A 21,269-nucleotide genomic window follows, 5' to 3' on the forward strand; every position below is an offset into this window, starting at 1 on the left:
ACGTACCTCGTGACAACATTGTTCAACACGCAGAATTGCGTCGGATGACCGTGAACGAGTACGCACCTGATAGCAATCAAAGTCAAGAATATCGCACATTAGCCACGAAGATTATCGAGAACAAGAATCTCACCATCCCCACACCTATTGAGATGGAAGAGCTAGAAGACTTGTTGATTGAATTTGGTGTTCTCGAAAGCGAAGAAAATGCTGCAATGCTGGTTGGCAAAACTGCTACTGAAGCACCAGTCTAAAGTATTGCTAAATAAATAATGGTTTGGGGTAGGCTTGCAGCCTACCCTTTCATTTTTGCAGGGGATAAAATTTGAGAATCACAGCAAACCCATTGATTGCAATTTCCGCGCATCGGATTGGAAGTCTTCAACATCATAGTTGATGTGTAAACCGCGTTTGCCCAGTTCATGCTGGAATTCAAGTACTGTGGTTCCTGTCCAGGCTCGGACTTTGCCACCGCTAATTTTACCTTGCTGGTAAAGTAAGATGGCAATTTCTAATTTCAGTTCATCCTCGGTCATGTTTGAGGCTCGGAGGATGTCATCAGGAATCATGATGCTCACAAGGGAAAATTCCAAGTCTTAAGTTTATTCTACTTCTTGTCTCATATTAGGCGATCGCTCTAGAATCTGGCAAAGTTATAGCGATAGCTGTTGTAATCAATGGCTTTATCGAATATATCTCCTGTCTCAGTTTGGTTTCAATCCCTAATAGGGATTTTGGTAAATTGCAATATTTTTTACTCACTCCTTTGACTTCAAAAACTTTGGTTTCAATCCCTAATAGGGATTTTGGTAAATTGCAATGGTTGGGCAACGTCCCCCGAATATCGCCTGTGAAGTTTCAATCCCTAATAGGGATTTTGGTAAATTGCAATTGTATATTAAGCTCTCAAATTGAAATTCATTCTTGTTTCAATCCCTAATAGGGATTTTGGTAAATTGCAATTGTTCCCTTTTCATCCGTGCTCTCAAGTGTAAAAACGTTTCAATCCCTAATAGGGATTTTGGTAAATTGCAATTCTGGGATTATTTCTCATCAGTTATCAAGTGCCGTTTCAATCCCTAATAGGGATTTTGGTAAATTGCAATAAATTATTTGAAAGCATAAAACCATTATGGATTGTGTTTCAATCCCTAATAGGGATTTTGGTAAATTGCAATTGAATTTTTTAGAATATCAGTAGATAAAATTACAGGTTTCAATCCCTAATAGGGATTTTGGTAAATTGCAATGCTGATTGCGTGCTGTGATACGCCAAAAGCGGTAAGTTTCAATCCCTAATAGGGATTTTGGTAAATTGCAATGTAGTGATAACTTGTCAAGTCCACTTTCCGCATAGTTGTTATAAGCGTTTCAATCCCTAATAGGGATTTTGGTAAATTGCAATGCTTCAATCGCTCCCCAATCTTCCCCCTTGCCGACGTTTCAATCCCTAATAGGGATTTTGGTAAATTGCAATCTAAAGCATTGCTTCTACTTGAAGCCGAACAATAAGTTTCAATCCCTAATAGGGATTTTGGTAAATTGCAATTAGCTATGCAGAATTTTGTCAAGTCGCCCGTAATCAGTTTCAATCCCTAATAGGGATTTTGGTAAATTGCAATCCCGGAGAATCAATGCTTAATTTGTGAGTGTTAAGTTTCAATCCCTAATAGGGATTTTGGTAAATTGCAATTCTCTGGGAAAATCATTGGCCAGCTAATCGAGGAGGTTTCAATCCCTAATAGGGATTTTGGTAAATTGCAATGCGTATGTAGACAAGATAAAAGATTATGAGTATTTAGTTTCAATCCCTAATAGGGATTTTGGTAAATTGCAATATCATCTGCTACGAAGTCCCACGATTGCTGAGGAAATTCGTTTCAATCCCTAATAGGGATTTTGGTAAATTGCAATTTTTGGCTTGCCCGTTACCGCGATTTTTCAATATTGTTTCAATCCCTAATAGGGATTTTGGTAAATTGCAATGCGAATAAAACTGTCTTACCCGCGCCAGTAGGCATGTTTCAATCCCTAATAGGGATTTTGGTAAATTGCAATTCTGGATACTATGCTGTTCTTGAATTAGTTTTTTGTTTCAATCCCTAATAGGGATTTTGGTAAATTGCAATTCCGATCGCAAAACTTGATGAGTTACCGCATGAATAGTTTCAATCCCTAATAGGGATTTTGGTAAATTGCAATAGCGGGAGGCTGAAAGCGTAGCTGTATTTAGTTTTCAAGGTGCGGTTGCGCGATTCAAGACCAATGCTAGCATTAGAGAATTCGTTTGGCAAGAGTGCTAGGAAATTTTAAAAGCTAAAACCCTATTTTGATAAGTATTTCAGAGATTGCGCGGATGAGCATTAGGCGAGTAATGGGTTGAAAGCCTTACTGGAGTTGGGATAGAAGCACTTTTTGGGGCTGTGTAATTTGTACACCTACCCCTCCGCGCATTTGAGATGCAGAAACCTAGCTAGAAGGGGACTCAGCAAAGAAAATTGTTTCGTCTCGTGGCTGTTCTCCGCCAATACGTTCGACTTTTCGCTGACAACAGGCACAGAGAAAATAAAAGCGAACGCTGTCAGTGTCGGGTTTAATCAATTTAGCTAAACGCGATCTCAGTTTAGCATACTGAGTGGAAGTGATATCGCACTCAAACACACTCAGTTGCATCCATTGACCGTAAGACTTGAGAACCGAATGGATTTTAGTACGACGCTTATCTTCTGGAATATCGTAGCTGACAACAATATACATGGGGTAGTGGGCTTGCCGTGAGCGTAGCCGAATGGGAGTGGGACAAATGACAAGTTATTTGAGAATTAAGGGGGGATATTTATCGATTTGGTTCATGAGGTACTTACTTAATAACCTCGCCTGAATTTCAAAGGCTTCTTGGTACGTGCATTTGTTTCCCATGACTGGATGTTTGAAATTCGATAGTTTCTTTTGTTGATAGGCGCGAAGAAATGTATGCAATCCTTCTTTGGTTAAAGACACGGCACCACTAAGCGGTTCAGTGGTAAAGTCAGCTAAGGTGAGCGATCGCTTGTTAATAAGTGACAACACTAGAGCATCCACTATTAAAGGACGAAATTCTTCCATCAAGTCCAAGGCTAGGGAAGGTCTACCATAACGTTCTACGTGTAAGTATCCTAGATAGGGGTCGAAACCGACAATATTTAAAGCACTTTGCACATCATGGCGTAGCAATGTATACCCAAAACTTAGTAGGGCGTTAACTGGGTCGGTTGGTGGGCGGCGGCGTCTGGCTTCAAATTTAAATTCTGAGGTTCTAATTAGCTGTTCAAAGCAACCAAAATAGGCTGCACTACCGGCACCTTCTAAGCCTCTGAGAGAATCAATACTGCTAGTTTTTTCTATTGGTGCGATCGCGTGTTCCAATCGAGTGATGTTATTATTCAGATCAACATCAGGATGTTCTCGCTGAGTGCGAAGTAAGCTATGGCGGTAATTTTTCAATTTACCCCGCACAAATCCTCTAACTAAATGTATTGCTGGTTGTGATTCTCCCACAGCTTGCCATTGGGCTTTCCGAACAAAGATATTTTTGGTAACTTCTGGTTCTAAACGCCCTAAATATCGTCCATTTTGTGTGAGAAATGTTAAACAAATATGACGTTCTAAAAGTTCACTGATAACGGCGGGAGAAACGGTAGCCCGACCTAGTACTACAATTCCCTCAATTTTAATTAAAGGGATATCTAAGATTGTTTTTTGTTCAGCTTTTACGGTGAGACGTTCGTCAACTTTGCCGATAAAAGCATCGGCTTGTGTAACGTAAACTGTTCCCATGATTTCATCCTTAATTAATTGAAAATTGTCAAACTCAATACAATACGGTTTGGTTAGCTTGTTTAGTGCGCGGAGATCCCCCCAACCCCCCTTCAAAAGGGGGGCTATATTACTCCTTTACCCCCTTTTTAAGGGGGTCGCCACAGGCGGGGGGATCTTATCTGAACTCAATATGTCCTCAAACTAGAATTCGCCAGGGGGATGATTTAATTTACTTCTTGATAAGTTTTGACTTTATCAGTTGCTTTGGGTAAACATTGCGAATAAAGACTGCATCCTTGGCAGCGTTTACTATAAACTGGTTTTGGCATCATTCCTGTTTCTAGGAGATTTGTAACGTATTCAATAGTGGCGATCGCACTTTGCCGTAATTCTTGATTAATCTCAACTAATTGCCGTTGATGGGAGTGGGCATAATAGATATATCCAGTATTAATTGGTTGTCCTGTCATCTCTTCTAAACATAAAGCTTGGGCACAAACTTGCAACTCATCATTATCCCATTCGCCTTTGCGTCCCCGCTTATATTCCACTGGATAAATTTGACCATCTTCTGCTTCAATTAAATCAGATTTTCCAATTAACTTGTATTGCTCCGATTTCAGCCAAATTGCCCGAACTTGCCAAGTTTCTCCTCGCTGTATATCGCCTGTAGTGTGGACGCGATCGTGTAAAGTGGTGCCTTCAATTGTGTATTGGTTATCGGTAAATTCGCCTGCACAAAACATCCGCCAGCAACGATGCGGACAATAGGCGTATTGATTCAATGCCGCAATGGAAACATATTCGATGTTATTCATAACTTAGGTGTTTTTTAAATGATTATTGAAATTATGAAGAATACAGCCGCCGCGTCATCCCCATACCCATTGTTGTTTTTCGTCCAATTCCTGCATATAAAGCAAAGTCAGCTAATGCGTTAATTTGCTTAATTTGTATCGGTTGAATTTCTCCCAAAACCTTGTAGTTAATTTCGCCAAGAATGCCAATAAATTTGCTACGAGAGTCAGCTAATATTTCTGTATGAATGTTGACAAAAGACGGAAATATTGACTCGATCGCAATGTGATTAAATTCTATGCCACTGTACTTATTCCACCGCGAAAGTAGGGAATTGAAGACAGATTCTCTGGTAGGAAGGGTACTGTCATACTGTCCTTGACGGAAGGCGGTAGGCGTGGAAAAGGTAAGGTTAATGGAAGAATTGCAATCGCTGGCTTCTTCGTATAATTGAGCGTAGGTGCTAGCATTTGCCCAAGGTTGAATAGATTGGGGTGTGCCTTGAATGCTAGTAATATACAAGTCAGCCGGGCCAAGATGCCAAGGGCGATTGGGATTAAGATTTAGCCAGAGTTGGGTAAGTTTGTTAAATAGAGTGTCATCTAATAAAGTGATGCGCCACCAACAAGGTGTTCCGGCGGGAATGGGTTGTTGATGTGAGTATTGCAATTTAGATCCCCCTTTACCGCCCTTTAAAAGGGGGGAATTAATTTGTAGAGGGGAGAGGGTGAAAGCTTTATCAGCAGTGGAATCATGCAAGCGATCGCCCAATGTAGTATCTACAGAACTAACAAGGGTTAAAAATAGGGCGTGGAGATGTCTACCTGTGAGAAATTGTAGTGGAATGGGCGATTGAGGTAGCAAATTCAACACTAAACTATGAGGCATATTTTCTCTTTTTGGTTGTAGGCTGAGTGCTTCTTGACTCTACAGTAAACTCTGGAATTTCCTGGAGTTCAGCTTCACTCAAACTATACTGTTCACAAACTAAACTTAGGCGATTTCCTGGGGTTTTCACAGCATTAACCGAATGGGTTAAATCACCTTGAAAGTAAAGTAAAGTATTGATTTGTGGCTTAATTTGCCCAAGTTGGCGTTTGTGCGATCGCAATACCAGTTCTCCCCCTTCCATATCTGCTGGTAGTCGCACATAAAGGACGCTGACAACCGCAGGTGGTTCAATGGTTTTGCTGTAGGAACGTAAGGAGCGATCGATATGGGGATCGACGCGGGAGCCTTCCTTTAGCTGTAAAGGATTGAGGTAAAAAGCATTACAATTCGGCTGGAGAGCTAAATCTAGATAAGGTTTGAAGTAGGGAAACTGCTGTTCTACTTTTGCTAATCCCGAACGCTGAAATACTACAGAAAATCCTTTGGTGGCGACAAAATCGCGGTTGAGGTTGTTGATAAAAAAGTAAGGACAAGCTTGGATTTCTCCCCACAAGTTGTTTAGGTAGTCGCTGGGGAAGGCGTTGGATTGTTGTTGATAGTGTTTCACGATTGATGTGAGAGGAATATACTTATAAATTGATGCTCAATAAATTCTCGCACCATTGGTGCGAGAATTTAATTACTTATCCTGCAATAAAAACCTCATCATCTGGAAGACGTAATTGTTTAAACTTCATTGCCATTGTTAAAATTGCTGACAAGCCTGTAAAGAATCTATATTCTTTCTCCATATCATTACAAACAATGGTTATTGGATAAGAAATAATTCCTTGCTTGTTTAATTGGAAAATAACAGCAGCATTTGTTCTGGGGCAAATAATTACTCCTGGTAACAGATGTTTATTTAAAGCTTGTATTAGCGGCGTTGGCCGTATTGCTCCTCCAGCACTGCGGATAATTTGGCAATTCTTAAAAGCTGTAAGTTTATTCAGTTCTGTACTGATAAAATCTTGCCAATTATCAGTATAACGCAATCGAAAAGTCAATTGATAAGTTTCAGTGGCGCGACTGGTGACTTCAATATAATCACCATTTTGGATAAATTCGTAATAGCGTAATAGGTGAAAAGGATCTAGTTTTGTTTCCTCCGATTCATCTAGAACAAAACCATGAGGATCACGAATGGAAAGACTTTCAAACAGAGTAGAGCGAAAATTAAATAGCGGTGCATAACTGGTACTAAAAACTTCAGCAAATTCTTTTAACTCAGCTAGGACATCATCATCTTGTTTAAGCAATGAGTTTACGTATTCTTCTATAGTGGCTCGTCCGGCTTGTAAATCTGCCCAATCTTCACTAAAATTGGCTTTAATAAATGTTTTGACAAATGCTTGACCACCTTTGATATATTTCCAATCTTTTTTGATTTCTTTGGGAGTTTTTTTTGCAATAGCTTCAGCACCTCGTAAAAGTTTCATTCTATAGCGATAATCATCCCAAGTTCTGTTACCCTCAAAAATAGATTTTAGAGTATTGAACAAATCCAAAATCAATTTTTCCTCAGCTAAACCTTCAAGCATTTCTTCCAATTCCAACAAGGGACGGGCAATTTCTAAAAATGCTTCTGAACGCCAGTAAGCTTTTAAAAAAGGCTTATCTAAAGAGGGAAGTGTTTCAAGTAAGGCTTTTAGCGCTGCACGTCCCCCGGTAGTATCCAGAGAAGTTAAACCTTCATCCCAGGCGTTAGCGGGTAAGTAAGCAATAGCCTCCGAGTCAGTATTAGTTTCAAATTTACCTAAAACACGCCCTACTCTACCAATTCTCTGCCCAAATGCGGCGCGATCGCGTGCTGAAAAAATCAACCAATCTAAATTTTGCCGTTTCGGTTCAGGATGTCTTTCAAAGTTAAATCCTACATCTACTGTGCTAGTAGCCAAAATGATTTTACATTGCATAGCCCTTTGCCTATCTTTTTTGGGTGCAGGGCCTGTAATGCGTCCGATGTAATCACCAATTCCTTGATGTCGCAGTAAATCTGAAAGACGATTAATATTATCAAGAGAGTCCAGAATTACAGCACCATTTTCATCAGGTCTTTCTCGAAAACGTTGGACAACTTCTGCTGCTAACTCTGCTAACCACTCTTCCCTACTATCAGGTTTAGGTCTTAATTCCAGATTAACTGCTGTTTGTGACGGTAAAAGATTAGTATTACCTACTTCTCCATCAATTCTTGCTATCTTCACACCAGCTTGTTTTAAATTCTGCAATGCTAATTCACAAGCTGGTTCTGGTGTTGCTGTGAGTAAAACTACCTTGCGTCCATTTTCAAAAAACCGAAAAACGTGAGAATAAGCAAGATAAAACAGCATTCCTACTAGTTGTTTAGCATCGTAGAGGTGAAATTCATCAAAAATGACTGTAGAAAATTTGGTGTAAAAACCAGCAGCAATATTGCCTCTATCCAGATTGTTATATGCAAAGAAAGTTGCATAGTAGAAAATATCAGGATTTGTTACCAAGAGAATTGGTGTATTCGCCCCAACATCATCGAAAACTGTAGCAGGATTTCGCAAAGCATTATATAGCTTTTCTCCTGAACGACTGCCAACTTTCTCGTCAGGCCAGCTTTTAATATCTTTAGCAGAAGCAGATTTGACCACATGAGTTAACTTAGCCTCACTAACAAACTTTTTTGCTGCTTCTGTTTGCTGTTCAATTAAAGCATTAGTTGGAGCAATGTAAACAGCACTTTTATTTGGCTGATGTTTTAATACTGTTAGTCCTGCATTGGTTTTACCTGTCCCAGTTGGTGCTAAATCAAGGATAATATCTGCATCCTTAGATTGTTCAAATACATCTACTTGGTGCTGAAGTGCATTACCTATGAAAGATAGTTCATCTGGTAAAGATGCACAAGCTGAAATACTGCGGGATTCTAATCTGATAACTAACTTTTGATTACTCATTGCTACTTTCTCTACCGCAAAAATGTAAACCTGCTGGTACTATCATTTCTCCAACTTGCCAAGCAGCACCCCGAAAGTGAAGATTTTTAATTATGGGTGTAGGAGGAATAGAAATTAAATCGAATGCTAAAGCCTCTATTTGCTGTGGTAAATCAGCAGCATTTAGATAATGTTGACTTTGATATTCACCTTCTGGTAGTAAAGTTACAGGAAATTCATTAAGCACATTCACCTTGACTTTACTCATGAACTTACCAATGCGAATATAAGTAGGTAATTGATGATTTCCAAATACCAAAGTTTGAAATTTGTTTCTGCGTTCAATCATCCGCAGTCTTCCAGTTTGTGGGAAATTACTTGGTCTAAATGAACTTGGTTTTTTCCCTTGGCGTTGTAATGGTAAATCTTCCCGCGCAGTAGCAACACGGTTATTAGTCATTGCATACCAGTAAGAATCAGAAAGAGCATTGAAACGTTCAAATCTGAATGTCACACTACCTACTGGTGAAGCTGGTAAGATATAAAAATCTTGTGCGATTGGTTGTAAATCTTCTTTGTAGGTTGGTCGTCCGGTAGCCTGACCTTGGAGGCGATAGGGGGAATTTACTCTACCTAAAGCATAGGTAAGAGCATAATTCCCAATTACCCCTTCAGTGTAATAGGTATCAGACAACTCCCTAGAGGCAAAAAAGACTGGTTCAAGACAGTATAATTCAACAAGTTTTGCCTGCTGAAAAGGAATTGTTGACATAACCTAAATCTCTACTTCAACTGGTGTATTCTTGACTTTGCCTTTACCTTTACCTTTGTTTTTCTCAGGTGCAACTTGACGGAATGATTCATAAGATTGCGTTAAACGCTTGAGAAAATTATCACGTTCAGCTTCTGACCAATTAGTTTCTATATCAGTCACTAAATTTGCTAATTCTTCTTCAGATAGCTGCACAGAAACCCCTCTCTTATTTTTCCAATTAGCAATTACTTGTTTGCTTGCTGTAATTAATTGATTAATATTCAAAGGGTGTTCTAAAGGCTTACCTAATACATCATAGGTAGCTTGTACAAGTTCCAGAGAACTAGGAAGTTCGGTAATACTACCAAATACACCTAATATTTGGTTTTCCATGCGTCCAACACGACTGGAAACTGCACCATAACGACTTGTAAAAAGAATGTTACCAATGATATATCGTAGTTCATCAGCAGTTACATCTTTTAGGGTGACGACATCCAAAAAATGAACTCCTGGTTTGATGTATTCGCTGGTATTTAAAGCTGTTGAGGCGTTACCTTTTTCATCGCGCATTGTGCCAGTTTCGTAGATGGCGTTTATGGTGCGATCGCCTACAACATCACTAGCAGATAAAATACTAAAAGCATCTTCAGTCCAAATGCGACTTTTTTGAGCGCCACCCCCACCAGCAGCGAAGCCGTAGAGAAAACAATCTACACACATTTCACAAGGTGAATTAGTATTCAAAGAACAAAGAGAGCCATCTTTAGGGTTAGTGTATAAAAGCTCATGCGCTCTTAAATGTTCTCGTCCGTAGCGTCTTTCTGGTGCTACTTGTTTACGCTTAGTCATTACCAAGCGTTGAATTATAGTTTTTTGATTTTCACCCTCCAAACCAGCTTGAACAAATTCGCTACACATTGGCTCACCTGAACCTTCTGTGCGAAAGATAGTTTCAGAATGGGTTGTTCTTAAAACAACTAAAGTGATAAAACGTCCTTTTGGGAAGTTCTCATAAGTGGTTGCGAGAACTGAGGAAAGTTTTGAAATAGACATGAAAAACTCCTAATTATTTAAACAGTTATAGTTGTTTCGACAGAATCATCTTCAGGTTGAGTTTTAAGTTGTTTACGTGCTTCCTCAAGGAAGAATAAATAAGCAGCTTCTAAAGTTTTTTGGTCAGATAAAAACTTTTCAGGACGTGCTGAATAAACCTCCTCATATAGTTTTCGTAATACCTCGTAATAACGCTTGACCTGTTCATACTTTGTCGCACCTACGCCATGCTCACGGATACGGTCTAAGCGAGTATGATATTGCTGTACTAAAGCAGCAAAAATTACATCTAATCCCAAATAAGACTTTTGAGAACGAATAGCAGCAATAAAAGCTGTAAACGGTTCTGCTTGAGCCGTTCGTTTAAAAGAACTTCCCCAAATTTTTCCCTCTGCTGCAACTTGAGCAGCTTCTTTAAGATATTTAGTTAAGAGTAAGTTTTCATCCGGCATAAAACTCTCCAGTAAAGTATTTAACGGCTCACAAATGCGACTCCAAATAACACTCAAATTTGGTTCGTCTTGTTCTCGCAGAGTCCAACGTAGCAACACATAATAAAGTTTAATTGGTCTGACACAAGCACGAGCCAAATCATACAAACAATCATCAGCTTTCTGAATACTTGCAACAGATGTTGCTAATTTGCCAATGCAACGTAGTCGCTCAAGAATTTTTTCTGCATCTTGACGTTGCTGATATTGTCCATTTCCCAATAAAGTTTGCAGTGCAGAGGGAATTCCCTCTATTCGTCCATAAACATCACTAGATAACTCCACTTCTAGATTGCTACTCAAGGTAAAAGGAAAACCAATATCTAAAGACAAGGAAATTTCTAAACCAAGCCTCAGTGATTTTAGTAAAGCTAAAGAATTATTCGCATCTCCCCAACCAATAGGAATAACTATATTAGTGTGAACAAATTCTCGTCGTTTTGGCAATGCAAAGCCAACAACTTTGTTAGCAGTAAATTGCAAAATTCCATCCCGATACAGTTTAAGTTCATCAACAGTTACAGGGCCTCCCTCAGCATTAGTAGCAACAAGTCCATCTATATAATCTCGCCATATTCTTAGAAGTTCTGGACAGGAACCTTTGGGTAATGAAAAATGCAAATAAAGAGGATCTTGTTTTTTAACAGCTGTAAAATTTGCCTCAACTGCTATTAATTGGTACGCTAAAGCGGCAATTGAATCTGCTTGTCTTTTCGGTTCAGCACTGATACCACCCGGTAAGCGGTTAGAAAAAGCTTGGACTTTTGTACCAGGAGGCATATTATCTGAAATTAGCTCATCTATATCATTGGAAGTAGAACCTAAAGAGCATCTTTGTCTGGGATTTGCTTCTACATAAGCATTTAAATCATTGCCTCCATTTAACCGAATAGCAAAAGGTAAATTTACCATTCTGCTAACAGCTGCAATCATTTCTTCAGATACTTCTGTTTCTTCAGATATTTGTGTACTTTCCTTTCTTAGCTGGAAAGATTCTTGTAGAGCTTCTCTAATACCCTCAATTCCTTTAACAGCAGCCTTAGCAGCAAATAAAGGTCGCCCATATTGACCATTAAACGGCTCAATTGCAGTGCGCTGAAGTTCAGAGATACCCGTATGATGAGCGATTTTATCCCAAACTTCTTTAGGGCTTAATCCGGCTTCACGGTAACTAAGATAAGCTGCTTTCAACCCCTCAGATATAGCAAATTCTTCTGCATTACTTACAGGTAATAATTGAAGTTCTGCCGCTTTTATTAGTGCATCTGCACCAGCTGCGTCACCCCAATTGGTTACATCTTTAGCAATTTTATCTGATTTATAACCAGCTTTTTTTCTTTCTAAAAGAGCCTCAATATTTACCAATACTTCCTCAATATTTTGTTGGATAGCTTGAGAAGTAACTTTAATACCATCCTTGGTAGCTCTGACAAGTCTTTCGATATTATTCCCAAAAACTTGGTCAATTTTAATTTGCCAAACGGCAGCTATTTCTTTTGTCAAATCGACATTTGGTAAAGCTTCCCCTTCAAAAAGTTCGCCATCAGGGAAAATTGCTAAAGGATTTAAGGCATACTTTTGTAAAACCTCTTCGCAAGCACCCAGCAACAGGGCTGTAATATAGCCTTTATCTTCAGAGATGCGGATTCTAAAAAGATTACAGCTTCGCCCAAAAGCAACGGTTAATTCTTTTTCCAGTTTGCGAAAACGTTGTGCATCTGGAATTCCTAAATCAAATAAGTCCGCAGCTGTAAGCATCGCCGCCCAACGTTCAATATTTGGTGGGTCTTCTGGTAAAAATCTTGCTCCATCGCTGACGTTATGACCTGAATGGCGCTCAATTAGCTTTCTAACTAACTCTAATTCATCTTCTGAGACGACAAAGGTAAGTACACAAGCCTTTTCAAGTTGTTCTCGTAAAAATTCCTGATTTCTAGCCAGGGTTTTAACATTGCGTCCTTTGGTATCTAATTTATTCAGGTCATGTACAGCAGTTGCAGCTAGTAGCAAAGGTCTTTTATCTTCTGAGACTTCTGCTATTCGGCTGACTGTCAAAATGAACTGACACGCAGAATCAAGATGTTCTGCAAGGGTTGTACCCTTTCTTACGCCGTACTGATGATGATGTGCATGATTTTCATAAAGCTGGGGGCGAATTTCGCTGAAATAACGCTCCTCCAAACTTTTGGGAGGGCGATTTAAAAGCCGATTGCGCTTAATCATATAATGCAAACTTCTACCTAGATTTAGCTCTCAAAATCGTTATAACTTATCACTTCGCCTTCGTCGTTAGTTACTGGTTGACATTTCAAATCTGCGATTACCCTCCTCAATCGAAGGATTTCGCGTTGATACTTGTCAATCAGAACCAGACATTCAGCAATCTTGTGAGCGATATGCTCCACTGAGTAGTTCATGACCTATGACCTCTTGCAGGTTGAACAAAATCTACCTGCTCTCAGTATAGGTATTTTTATTGTCTAGTGTCATATAAACATTGATGTTATTTTCCCAAACCTCTAGTTTAGGGTCATATTGGGTTATATTTATTTGTGACCCCAAATATCTTCACAATCCCTATCAGGGATTGAAAATAGTGACATATATACATAGGGGTCAGGTTATTTTTGCAAACAAATCCCTATCAGGGTTGGTCAGCCAGAGTTACTCTCTGGCTTTTTTAATGTCTTCTTTGATAACCCCATTGCTAGAGCATCAAAGCAATGTGGTTACACTTTCCCTTAATAAACATAATTATTTGTATCTGTCCATGCACTTGAGGTTGATATCCTGATTTACACTTATGAATAGAAATATGGCACAACTAATCTAAAAGTGCAAGTACATTTTGTGAATGCCAAGAAAAAAAGAAACGATTACACTGTCAATTCCGCCAGGAACCAAGGAGCAACTAGAAGCGATCGCTCGCCAACTCAATATAACTTGGGGCAAAGAACCCAGTATTTCGGGCTTAATAGTGGCGATCGCACAACAGTCTGTAGAGGTTGGAAAGCCCTTTACACTTGACTCTAACCAAATTAACGCCTTACAGCAGGCAATAAAAGCTTTGAATGATGCAGGTCACATAGGAGAAGCGAAAACTGTACTTGCACTTTTGCTAGAACGTGGCAATCTGGAAGCACCTCTTCGTCAATTGCTGATGAAACAACTTAGTCAACCTATCGAAGAATGGCGAAATACGATAGAAGAACTAAGTAAAGCAAAACAGCCTTTCTACCTTCTCTATTACAACTCTCAAGGTCACGAGCTAGATTATAAAGTCCGTCATGCTGAGGTGCGCTTTTTTGAGAAACGCTTTTATCTGATGATTTGGTGCGAAGAGACAGCAGACGTAGAAAACGATATCCCAGAATTACCTGAACTTTGGCACAATCGTTGCTTAAGCTTTGAGCGAATTAAGTCTGTTGTACCTACAATTGGTGATTGGCGAGGGGAACTTGATTATCTAAAAGTGCAATTACACTTCCGGGGTTGGCTAGTTAAAGCCTATCAACCCAAAAAAGATGATATTGAGGATGACATGATTAATGATGTGCGTCAGGTGGTGCGCCGAGTAGCTAACCCCTTCTGGTTGATTCGAGAAGTATCGCCCTATTGGGAAGATTGTGTGATTGTATCACCTGAAAGTCTGCGCGATCGCCTCAAACAAAAACTCCTCACCCTCTGCCAGTTATACGATATCGAAACCAGGAGTTAAGTCTTGTGGGGTAGGCCGGAAAGCCTGCCCTGCTCATCAGACATCTGGCTCAATCGGTCGATATTCCTGAATGCTTCCCCTCGGAATAATCCACAACTTACCAGTTACTTCTGCGGCATTTAGCCCCTGAATCAGTGTCTCTATTGCTTGTTGCCAAAATGCAAAATTAGGACGAGAAGGTAAGCGAATAATCACAATTCCTGAATAGTCAGAGGGATTGTATTTTAGACGATTTCCGAAACCGCGATCGCAGGTAACTAAACATCTACCTTCACGGCAACAAACATCAATAACTTCACGATCGGGTGCAGAACTTAAACCTTGTCCTGGTATTGTTGCAACATCGTCTCCTGCTAATTGCAATAAAGTTACAACGCGCAAGTCGATATTTTCATCTAGCTTTAATTTCACGCACTTGCAACATTTTTTTTGTCAAAGGAAGTTCCACAAAAACATCCCTCGCCATCTCTGCACCATAGGCGATACAAGCCAACACATCTTCTCTTTCTATACTTGGATAACCTTCAAGAACTTCTTCAATTGTTGTACCCCCAGCTAAATAGTCCAAAATTAGTGATACCCAAATACGGTGTCCCCGAATGCACGGTTTACCGAAACAAATGTTTGGATCGATAGAAATTCGAGACAGCAAATCATTGTTACTCATACAGCTTTATCTTTAATAGCGTCTAGTTATAACATATCCATCCTTCTCCCAACCTTGAACTTTCCTTCAACTCTTTCCCTCTCCGACTCGGATAGGGACGGTTTTACGTAGTAAAACCTTCTTAGAGGTTTCTTATTTGCAACTCCCCTAACATCCTTAACATAAGTGCAGTTATATAAGATGCACTCATGTAGCCGTTGTCTTTGATCGCCTCTAGTCATCTACACTTTGTAGGTGACATAAATAACGTTATAACAAGCTTTCTAGACATAAATTTTGAAAATTAAAGAAAAAAATCATGACTAATTGCCTAAAAAGTCCGGTTTTTTTGGCTTTGTGATGATAAATAAAAATAATAGCGTTGAATGCCATGCTTCGTACCGCGAAGGATTACTGAAATTCTTCGCTGCTTTCAGGATGACTACTGAATATCAAATTTTTGCTGGGGATGCTTCTTTGCCACAAAAAAAAGGAGATGCAGCTATATCAAAAGGCTCTACTACAAAACTTGCTCTAGATTTATCTAAGTAACTATGCTGATAACGTGTAAAGATGTCAAATTAATTCGTAATTACTAATTCATAATTATTACCCCACGCACGCCACTTGCTGCACTTCTAAGAGTAATAAATCAAGTTGCTGTCTCCGTAATTATGAATGATGAATTATTAATAATTATTTGGCCACGGTATCTGGGAGCAAATTTGAAAGGAATTGTAAGGGACTTGGTGCCATTTTGGCAGTTTTTTATCCCAAATATGGGATATTAGTAGATTGTAGAAATCTTTATTGTTATTCACACATCACTTACTATCTACCGAAAGCTGCTAAGACTAAGCAAATTTGACACAGATAAATTTAAGTAATTTATGAAGTAGGAAATAATACATGGTATTATCACTGTCTTCTCATAACGTTATCCAGTATCTGCAAGACGCGGGTCTGTGTAGCTCAGAAGATGGCGCATCAGAGAAATCTGAGTTGCCAGGAAGTAGTAAAAACAATTTCGATTTACTAGTGACTCTAGCAGATAATCGAAAACTGCTCGTTAAACAAGAACGTAACATCAACAATGATGCGCCGCCCCATGAGTTGTTTAAGGAATGGCTGTTTCACCAGTTGCTCCAACAGTTTCCAGTTCTCGGTAATATTTCAGCGCTCGCACCATTGGTAGTGCATTTTGACGAAGAAAATTTTATCCTCGTCCGCAATTACCTGAGTCAATATCGGGAGCTTGCGATATTCTACCACAACAATGATGTTTTTCCACAAGAAATTGCTTCTGCGATCGGCACTACTTTGGCGGGACTGCATCGTGCAACCTTCAACCGCCGAGAATATAAGGATTTTATGGCAACTGCTCCCCAAGGAGAGTTTCGCTATGGCTTTTACAATCCGACGCAAGGGGTAGGGTCAATTGAACCGGAAATTTTTGGGAGTGTTCCCACGGATGCACTGAAATTCTATGTTCTCTATCAACAGTACGAGAGTTTGGAATCAGCGATCGCAGATTTGGCATCTAACTGGAATCCTTGCTGTTTGACTCACAACGACCTGAAATTAAACAATATTTTGGTTCATTCCAGGTGGGAGAAACTAGACAATTGCCTAGTACGACTAATTGATTGGTCAGCTTGTGCTTGGGGAGATCCAGCTTTTGATTTAGGGACTTTACTGGCAAGCTATTTAGGAATTTGGCTCAATAGTCTGGTAGTAGACCCCACCATTGAGTTAGAAGAATCTCTACATCTGGCGTTGATACCTTTGGAGATTTTACAACCTTCAATTATTGCCCTAATTAGGTCTTATATAACTGCTTTCCCGATGATTTTGTCATACCGCACTGACTTTATTTTGCGCGTTATCCAGTTTGCGGGGCTGGCACTGGTTCATCAAATTCAGGAGATGATTACGTACCGGAAATACTTTAATAATGCTGAAATCTGTATGCTCGAAGTAGCTAAAAGTTTACTGACGATGCCGGAGCAAGCTGTGCTGACTATTTTCGGGATATCAGAGTCAGAAATCCTCAATCCTGTAGCAAAAATCCAGAAACTTCCTCAACCTGTAAAGGAGCCGCAGTTACTTCGCCTTTATTACGAAAAAACTCAGCTTCGCGGTTGTTAATGGTAAGGAGCAGAACAATTTGAAGAAGAATACAGAATTCAAAATACAGAATTCAGAAACCACTATCAATCAACCGCTAACTTCTCTATTGGACATTGCGAAGAATATCCAGATTGAGTCAAGTTTTTGTATTTCCCATCCCAATTATCAACCCTTTGCTCTGCCAAGTAAAATAGCCGATAGATTTCAGCACAATTCTGTAGATTTACAACAGAAGTATCTCACTCTACTGCTGCGAAATTTTCTCTATGGAATCTATTACAATGGCTCGCTACAAAGTACTTTGGCAGTCAATATTGATAGTACTAATCGCCCGCCAAAACATAATTTAGCAGATAATTCCATTTTGGAGATTGATTGGAACTTTTACGAGCAATTGCACGCTAGTAATCACGGCATAGGTTACTTTGACCCTCAATGGCAGGTGTTGCGGAAAGAACCTGATGGGACTATGGCGGTGACTAAAGGCGGTTTAACACTTTATGTTGAGCCAGACTGCCATCTAAAATCCAGCAAGAAATCTACCAAAGTGGGTGAGATGGTAGCAATCTGGATGCCCAAAAATCGACTGCAAAATGGCTGTTACTTGGCAGTTAGTAATGTCGGACAAGAACGCCAGAGCAGCCCCGATGCTGATTTGGGAGCAGGGCGAATTTACTTTAACTTTACAGCATCTGGTGCGATCGCTCTCATGGAAAGCCTGACACTGCAATTAAATGCAGCCTCGATTCCCTTTAGCTTTCAGGTTCTTCACAACCCTTCTGCATACGGACGCTATGATTCGGGGCTACTTTACTTTGAACTCCCCGACTATCCAGCAATCCGCGCAATCCTTCAGGTTATTTATCCAGAAAATCAATCCCATTTCCAGCCCAAAATTCCCTTGTTTACCAAATTTTTAGCACCAGGGTTAGGTTTAGCCGAAGAACCAACCCAAAAATTTGCAGCACAGGAAAATTTTGGGATGAACCGTTGCCAAATTGTCGCTAATGCTTTATTAGAAGCTTGGCAAAAAGGTAAGAATGGGATGGAGGAACGGATGAGGGTTATTGAGCAACACTTTGCACGCCACCTAATAGATTTACAGCGTCCTTATCTTAATCCCAATTCTAAGGATATATATTATCCGTTAAATTGATTGACCTTACCTCCTTGAGGTAATATTAAACTTCCTATTTGTGTTTTTGGCTGCCAAGATATTTTTAATTGAGTTGGTAAAGAATAAAGTATCGATATAATCTGCGCGCCTTGCCAGCCTCAAAAACCGCTCTCTCCACACGGCGCTCTAGGTGAAGGCGGTAAGCGTAGCCATCCCGTCAAGGCACAGTTAGATATCTGGGGGGGTGACAAAAAGGACGCTTAGAGCTTAACCAAACTTTATTGCTCTGCCTCTTGTCCCCAATCCCCAATGCCCCATTCAAAATTCCACAATCACCGGCACATGGTCGCTGGGTTGGGTTAATTTTCTGGGTGCGACATCGATGATGCAACTTTTAGCACGCTCATATAGCACGGGTGTAAGATAGTGATGGTCAATCCGCCAACCTAAGTTGCGACGGAAAGCGGCGGCGCGATAATCCCACCAGCTATAATTTCCGCCTTCTGTGGTGAATTTGCGAAAAGCATCAGCAAATCCCAGTGTCACAATAGCCCCTAAAGCTTGGCGCTCTGCTTCTGTGGCCATAATGTGATTTTCTGTACTCACTTGCTCGTGAATATCCTTATCTTCCGGTGCGATGTTGAAGTCTCCACACACACTAATTGCAGGTTCCGACAGCACCAGCAAGCGCAAATACTCGTGTAGGGCTGTCAACCAACGCAGTTTGTATTCGTATTTTTCAGTTCCGACTGCTGCGCCATTGGGAACATATAAGTTCACAATCCGAACACCATCAATTACACCTGTAATCACCCGCTTTTGCTCATCCCATTCGTGGTGTAAATCTGGCAAAATCGCCCGAAACCCGCTACTTACGTCTAAGAGTGGCTGGCGGCTAATCAGGGCTACACCGTTATAAGATTTTTGTCCTGATATATAAAGGTTATAACCTAACTGCTCAAAAGGCGATCGCGGAAACTCGGCATCCACAACTTTGGTTTCTTGCAAACAGAGAACATCAACAGGATTCAGGGTTAACCAATCGATAACCTGTTCAAGGCGAGTGCGAATTGAGTTAACGTTCCAAGTAGCGATTTTCATTCGTTAGTTATCAGAATTTTTGTAAATTACTAATTACATTTGTGTAATTTTTGTACAATTACTTAATACTTATAATTTCTGTTCAGTTTCCCAATTACCTTTAAAGGAAGCTCTAATGACTTGATCCCATTGCCTAATTTAGTGTTGTCAGCTACAAAATCTTCAAGTTTGTCAGTTCTGATACAAAATATTCTCCCTCATTATGATCCCCAAGACAGATGTAATAAGTAATAGATTAGCGATACGGTTAGAAGTGTAGCTCATGGTTGACTTTTGCCGATAGTCGTTTAGATTTGTCGGTAGATAATTTGCCTTAGGGTTAACCGTTATTGCGCTTTTGGTAGCCTGTTAGGTTAATTTAAATGTCAAAAGAGTAAGTACAAATCCTCTTTCCTCATAATATAATGATGTTGCTCATTATATAGAGGACAATTTCAGAGACTGAACCAAAACAACTTATGAAAATCGCTCAAGTTGCCCCCTTATGGGAAAGGGTTCCACCTCATAGTTATGGAGGAATCGAACTGGTAGTGAGTCGCTTGACTGATGAACTTGTTCGTCGCGGTCATGAGGTAACTTTATTTGCCTCTGGCGATTCTCAAACTTTGGCTCACCTAGAAGCAGTTTATCCACGGGCATTGCGCTTAGACCCAAATGTGAAAGACTATGCAGTCTACGAAATGCTGGAACTGAGCCAAGTTTACCAAGGTGCTGCCCAATTCGATATTATCCATTCTCATGTAGGGATTTCGGCATTAGCTTTAGCGAGTTTGATAACAGCAACTTCTACAGTCCACACTCTGCACAATAATTTTACAACGGACAACCGTCACGCATTTAGTTACCACCAAAAGCAACCCTACGTCAGCATTAGTAACTCGCAGCGTCAAATCGATCTCAATTATATTGGCACAGTTTATAACGGAATTGAGCTAGCAGATTATCCATTTGTAGCCCAACCGTCAGAACCTCAGTATTTGGCGTTTTTAGGCCGTTTTTCACCAGATAAAGGGCCACAACATGCGATCGCCATTGCTAAAGAGAGTGGTTTGCCCTTGAAGATGGCAGGAAAGGTTGATTTAGCAGACTCGAAGTTTTTTGAACAAGAAATTGCCCCCCTGATAGATGGTCAGCAAATTGAATATCTAGGCGAAATTAACCACGCCGAAAAAACTGAACTTCTGGGCAATGCTGCCATAACTCTTTTCCCGATTAACTGGCAAGAACCTTTTGGCTTAGTAATGATTGAATCAATGGCAACTGGTACACCAGTGATTGCCATGAATTTCGGCTCTGTACCTGAAGTGATTGCTCATAATAAAACAGGTTTTATCTGCAAAAGCTATACAGAAATGGCGGCAATGATTCCACTAGCTTTGGAACTCAATCGTCAAACCTGTCGAAAATATGTGGAGAACAAGTTTAGCGTTAGCCAAATGGTTAACGGATACGAAGCTGTTTACAGACAAATTATTAAAGAGCGCATAGAATCAAATGGCCGCATTCGTGCTGCCAAAATCTAGTTTTAATCAACTGCTTTTTTATCCAGCTTAAACAATAACTTTTTTTAAGGAGGACATTCGTATGAGTACGAGAGCCAACACCTGCTTATGTTGCGGTGGTCCCCTCCTGCGTCATGCCCGTCATGGTGAACTATATTGGTTTTGCCTGTCGTGCCGACAAGAAGTACCGCTATTAACGGTTACTCGCTTGCCAAATGTGGAAACCCGGAACACCGGAGTGGTTCCCCAGCCAGCAGTGAATAGCTAGTTTTTCAACATATAAAGCCTACTAGAAATTGAGTTTACATTTATCAATTAG

General features: G+C 40.1%; 19 protein-coding genes, 1 pseudogene and 1 CRISPR repeat array. Of the genes and pseudogenes, 7 read left to right on the forward strand and 13 right to left on the reverse strand.

The window, feature by feature from the left end; translation table 11 throughout:
* Positions 1-254, forward strand: a pseudogene (gene nifH, locus V7K15_RS10640) (nitrogenase reductase); the annotation flags it as partial.
* A gap of 78 nt (positions 255-332) precedes the next feature.
* On the opposite strand, the gene V7K15_RS10645 reads toward nifH, so the two are convergent.
* The 10 genes from V7K15_RS10645 to V7K15_RS10690 form a co-directional block, all read right to left on the reverse strand.
* Positions 333-569, reverse strand: coding sequence for a UPF0175 family protein (locus tag V7K15_RS10645; protein WP_334905541.1), 237 nt, complete (start codon positions 567-569; stop codon positions 333-335).
* A gap of 143 nt (positions 570-712) precedes the next feature.
* Positions 713-2,202: a CRISPR direct-repeat array (repeat unit 37 nt; unit sequence GTTTCAATCCCTAATAGGGATTTTGGTAAATTGCAAT).
* A 267-nt stretch (positions 2,203-2,469) separates the two neighbouring features.
* Positions 2,470-2,757 carry a CRISPR-associated endonuclease Cas2 gene (gene cas2, locus V7K15_RS10650; protein WP_334905467.1) on the reverse strand — a complete coding sequence of 96 codons (288 nt, stop codon included), beginning with the start codon at positions 2,755-2,757 and terminating at the stop codon, positions 2,470-2,472.
* 54 nt (positions 2,758-2,811) lie between these two features.
* Positions 2,812-3,816, reverse strand: coding sequence for a type I-D CRISPR-associated endonuclease Cas1d (gene cas1d / locus V7K15_RS10655; protein WP_334905468.1), 1,005 nt, complete (start codon positions 3,814-3,816; stop codon positions 2,812-2,814).
* A 206-nt stretch (positions 3,817-4,022) separates the two neighbouring features.
* On the reverse strand, positions 4,023-4,616 hold the full coding sequence (gene cas4 / locus V7K15_RS10660; RefSeq protein WP_334905469.1) for a CRISPR-associated protein Cas4: 594 nt from the start codon (positions 4,614-4,616) through the stop codon (positions 4,023-4,025).
* A 31-nt stretch (positions 4,617-4,647) separates the two neighbouring features.
* Positions 4,648-5,484, reverse strand: a complete 837-nt coding sequence (gene cas6, locus V7K15_RS10665) for a CRISPR-associated endoribonuclease Cas6 (protein ID WP_334905470.1) — start codon at positions 5,482-5,484, stop codon at positions 4,648-4,650.
* The gene (locus tag V7K15_RS10670; protein ID WP_334905471.1) at positions 5,474-6,094 is read right to left on the reverse strand and encodes a 2OG-Fe(II) oxygenase; all 621 of its coding nucleotides are present in this window, start codon (positions 6,092-6,094) and stop codon (positions 5,474-5,476) included. The genes cas6 and V7K15_RS10670 overlap by 11 nt, the downstream gene beginning before the upstream one ends.
* Before the next feature lie 76 nt (positions 6,095-6,170).
* The gene (gene cas3, locus V7K15_RS10675; RefSeq protein WP_334905472.1) at positions 6,171-8,456 is read right to left on the reverse strand and encodes a type I-D CRISPR-associated helicase Cas3'; all 2,286 of its coding nucleotides are present in this window, start codon (positions 8,454-8,456) and stop codon (positions 6,171-6,173) included.
* Complete coding sequence (gene cas5d / locus V7K15_RS10680; RefSeq protein ID WP_334905473.1) at positions 8,449-9,207, reverse strand: type I-D CRISPR-associated protein Cas5/Csc1; 759 nt, start codon at positions 9,205-9,207, stop codon at positions 8,449-8,451. Before cas5d ends, cas3 begins: the two co-directional genes overlap by 8 nt.
* A 3-nt stretch (positions 9,208-9,210) precedes the next feature.
* The gene (cas7d, locus tag V7K15_RS10685) at positions 9,211-10,245 is read right to left on the reverse strand and encodes a type I-D CRISPR-associated protein Cas7/Csc2 (protein ID WP_334905474.1); all 1,035 of its coding nucleotides are present in this window, start codon (positions 10,243-10,245) and stop codon (positions 9,211-9,213) included.
* Between the two features lie 17 nt (positions 10,246-10,262).
* Complete coding sequence (locus V7K15_RS10690) at positions 10,263-12,959, reverse strand: CRISPR-associated protein Csc3 (RefSeq protein ID WP_334905475.1); 2,697 nt, start codon at positions 12,957-12,959, stop codon at positions 10,263-10,265.
* Between the two features lie 631 nt (positions 12,960-13,590).
* Between V7K15_RS10690 and V7K15_RS10695 the strand changes: the two genes are divergently transcribed.
* Entirely contained in the window at positions 13,591-14,454 is an 864-nt protein-coding gene (locus V7K15_RS10695; RefSeq protein WP_334905476.1) for a transcriptional regulator, read from the forward strand.
* 36 nt (positions 14,455-14,490) lie between these two features.
* Here the strand turns inward: V7K15_RS10695 and V7K15_RS10700 are convergent, their stop codons facing one another.
* Together V7K15_RS10700 and V7K15_RS10705 are read right to left on the reverse strand one after the other, a co-directional pair.
* The gene (locus V7K15_RS10700; protein ID WP_334905477.1) at positions 14,491-14,865 is read right to left on the reverse strand and encodes a DUF5615 family PIN-like protein; all 375 of its coding nucleotides are present in this window, start codon (positions 14,863-14,865) and stop codon (positions 14,491-14,493) included.
* Complete coding sequence (locus V7K15_RS10705) at positions 14,846-15,121, reverse strand: DUF433 domain-containing protein (RefSeq protein WP_334905478.1); 276 nt, start codon at positions 15,119-15,121, stop codon at positions 14,846-14,848. Before V7K15_RS10705 ends, V7K15_RS10700 begins: the two co-directional genes overlap by 20 nt.
* 306 nt (positions 15,122-15,427) lie before the next feature.
* Here V7K15_RS10705 and V7K15_RS10710 point away from each other — a divergent pair, with 306 nt between their 5' ends.
* The 3 genes from V7K15_RS10710 to V7K15_RS10720 all read left to right on the forward strand — a co-directional run bounded on the left by V7K15_RS10710 (position 15,428) and on the right by V7K15_RS10720 (position 18,386).
* A complete protein-coding gene (locus V7K15_RS10710) occupies positions 15,428-15,652 on the forward strand; it encodes a hypothetical protein (protein WP_334905479.1) in 225 nt (74 codons plus the stop codon).
* 357 nt (positions 15,653-16,009) lie between these two features.
* The gene (locus V7K15_RS10715; protein WP_334905480.1) at positions 16,010-17,248 is read left to right on the forward strand and encodes a phosphotransferase; all 1,239 of its coding nucleotides are present in this window, start codon (positions 16,010-16,012) and stop codon (positions 17,246-17,248) included.
* 19 nt (positions 17,249-17,267) lie between these two features.
* Positions 17,268-18,386, forward strand: a complete 1,119-nt coding sequence (locus V7K15_RS10720) for a T3SS effector HopA1 family protein (RefSeq protein WP_442949663.1) — start codon at positions 17,268-17,270, stop codon at positions 18,384-18,386.
* A gap of 279 nt (positions 18,387-18,665) precedes the next feature.
* Here V7K15_RS10720 and xth read toward each other — a convergent pair whose 3' ends face one another.
* Positions 18,666-19,448: an exodeoxyribonuclease III gene (gene xth, locus V7K15_RS10725; RefSeq protein WP_334905481.1), complete on the reverse strand. Its 783-nt coding sequence runs from the start codon at positions 19,446-19,448 to the stop codon at positions 18,666-18,668.
* 458 nt (positions 19,449-19,906) lie between these two features.
* Between xth and V7K15_RS10730 the strand changes: the two genes are divergently transcribed.
* Both V7K15_RS10730 and V7K15_RS10735 read left to right on the forward strand, forming a co-directional pair.
* Positions 19,907-20,971, forward strand: a complete 1,065-nt coding sequence (locus tag V7K15_RS10730) for a glycosyltransferase family 4 protein (protein WP_334905482.1) — start codon at positions 19,907-19,909, stop codon at positions 20,969-20,971.
* A 61-nt stretch (positions 20,972-21,032) separates the two neighbouring features.
* Positions 21,033-21,218 (forward strand): hypothetical protein, encoded by a 186-nt coding sequence (locus V7K15_RS10735; protein ID WP_334905483.1) that lies wholly within the window; start codon positions 21,033-21,035, stop codon positions 21,216-21,218.
* The last annotated feature ends 51 nt before the right edge of the window (positions 21,219-21,269 follow it).

This window comes from Nostoc sp., assembly GCF_036919815.1.
GTDB lineage: Bacteria > Cyanobacteriota > Cyanobacteriia > Cyanobacteriales > Nostocaceae > Nostoc.

Coding starts and splice junctions, on each gene's coding strand:
- V7K15_RS10645 (WP_334905541.1), bottom strand. CDS start 569: ATGATTCCTGATGACATCCTCCGAGCCTCAAACATGACCGAGGATGAA.
- cas2 (WP_334905467.1), bottom strand. CDS start 2,757: ATGTATATTGTTGTCAGCTACGATATTCCAGAAGATAAGCGTCGTACT.
- cas1d (WP_334905468.1), bottom strand. CDS start 3,816: ATGGGAACAGTTTACGTTACACAAGCCGATGCTTTTATCGGCAAAGTT.
- cas4 (WP_334905469.1), bottom strand. CDS start 4,616: ATGAATAACATCGAATATGTTTCCATTGCGGCATTGAATCAATACGCC.
- cas6 (WP_334905470.1), bottom strand. CDS start 5,484: ATGCCTCATAGTTTAGTGTTGAATTTGCTACCTCAATCGCCCATTCCA.
- cas3 (WP_334905472.1), bottom strand. CDS start 8,456: ATGAGTAATCAAAAGTTAGTTATCAGATTAGAATCCCGCAGTATTTCA.
- cas5d (WP_334905473.1), bottom strand. CDS start 9,207: ATGTCAACAATTCCTTTTCAGCAGGCAAAACTTGTTGAATTATACTGT.
- cas7d (WP_334905474.1), bottom strand. CDS start 10,245: ATGTCTATTTCAAAACTTTCCTCAGTTCTCGCAACCACTTATGAGAAC.
- V7K15_RS10690 (WP_334905475.1), bottom strand. CDS start 12,959: ATGATTAAGCGCAATCGGCTTTTAAATCGCCCTCCCAAAAGTTTGGAG.
- V7K15_RS10695 (WP_334905476.1), top strand. CDS start 13,591: ATGCCAAGAAAAAAAGAAACGATTACACTGTCAATTCCGCCAGGAACC.
- V7K15_RS10705 (WP_334905478.1), bottom strand. CDS start 15,121: ATGAGTAACAATGATTTGCTGTCTCGAATTTCTATCGATCCAAACATT.
- V7K15_RS10715 (WP_334905480.1), top strand. CDS start 16,010: ATGGTATTATCACTGTCTTCTCATAACGTTATCCAGTATCTGCAAGAC.
- xth (WP_334905481.1), bottom strand. CDS start 19,448: ATGAAAATCGCTACTTGGAACGTTAACTCAATTCGCACTCGCCTTGAA.
- V7K15_RS10730 (WP_334905482.1), top strand. CDS start 19,907: ATGAAAATCGCTCAAGTTGCCCCCTTATGGGAAAGGGTTCCACCTCAT.
- V7K15_RS10735 (WP_334905483.1), top strand. CDS start 21,033: ATGAGTACGAGAGCCAACACCTGCTTATGTTGCGGTGGTCCCCTCCTG.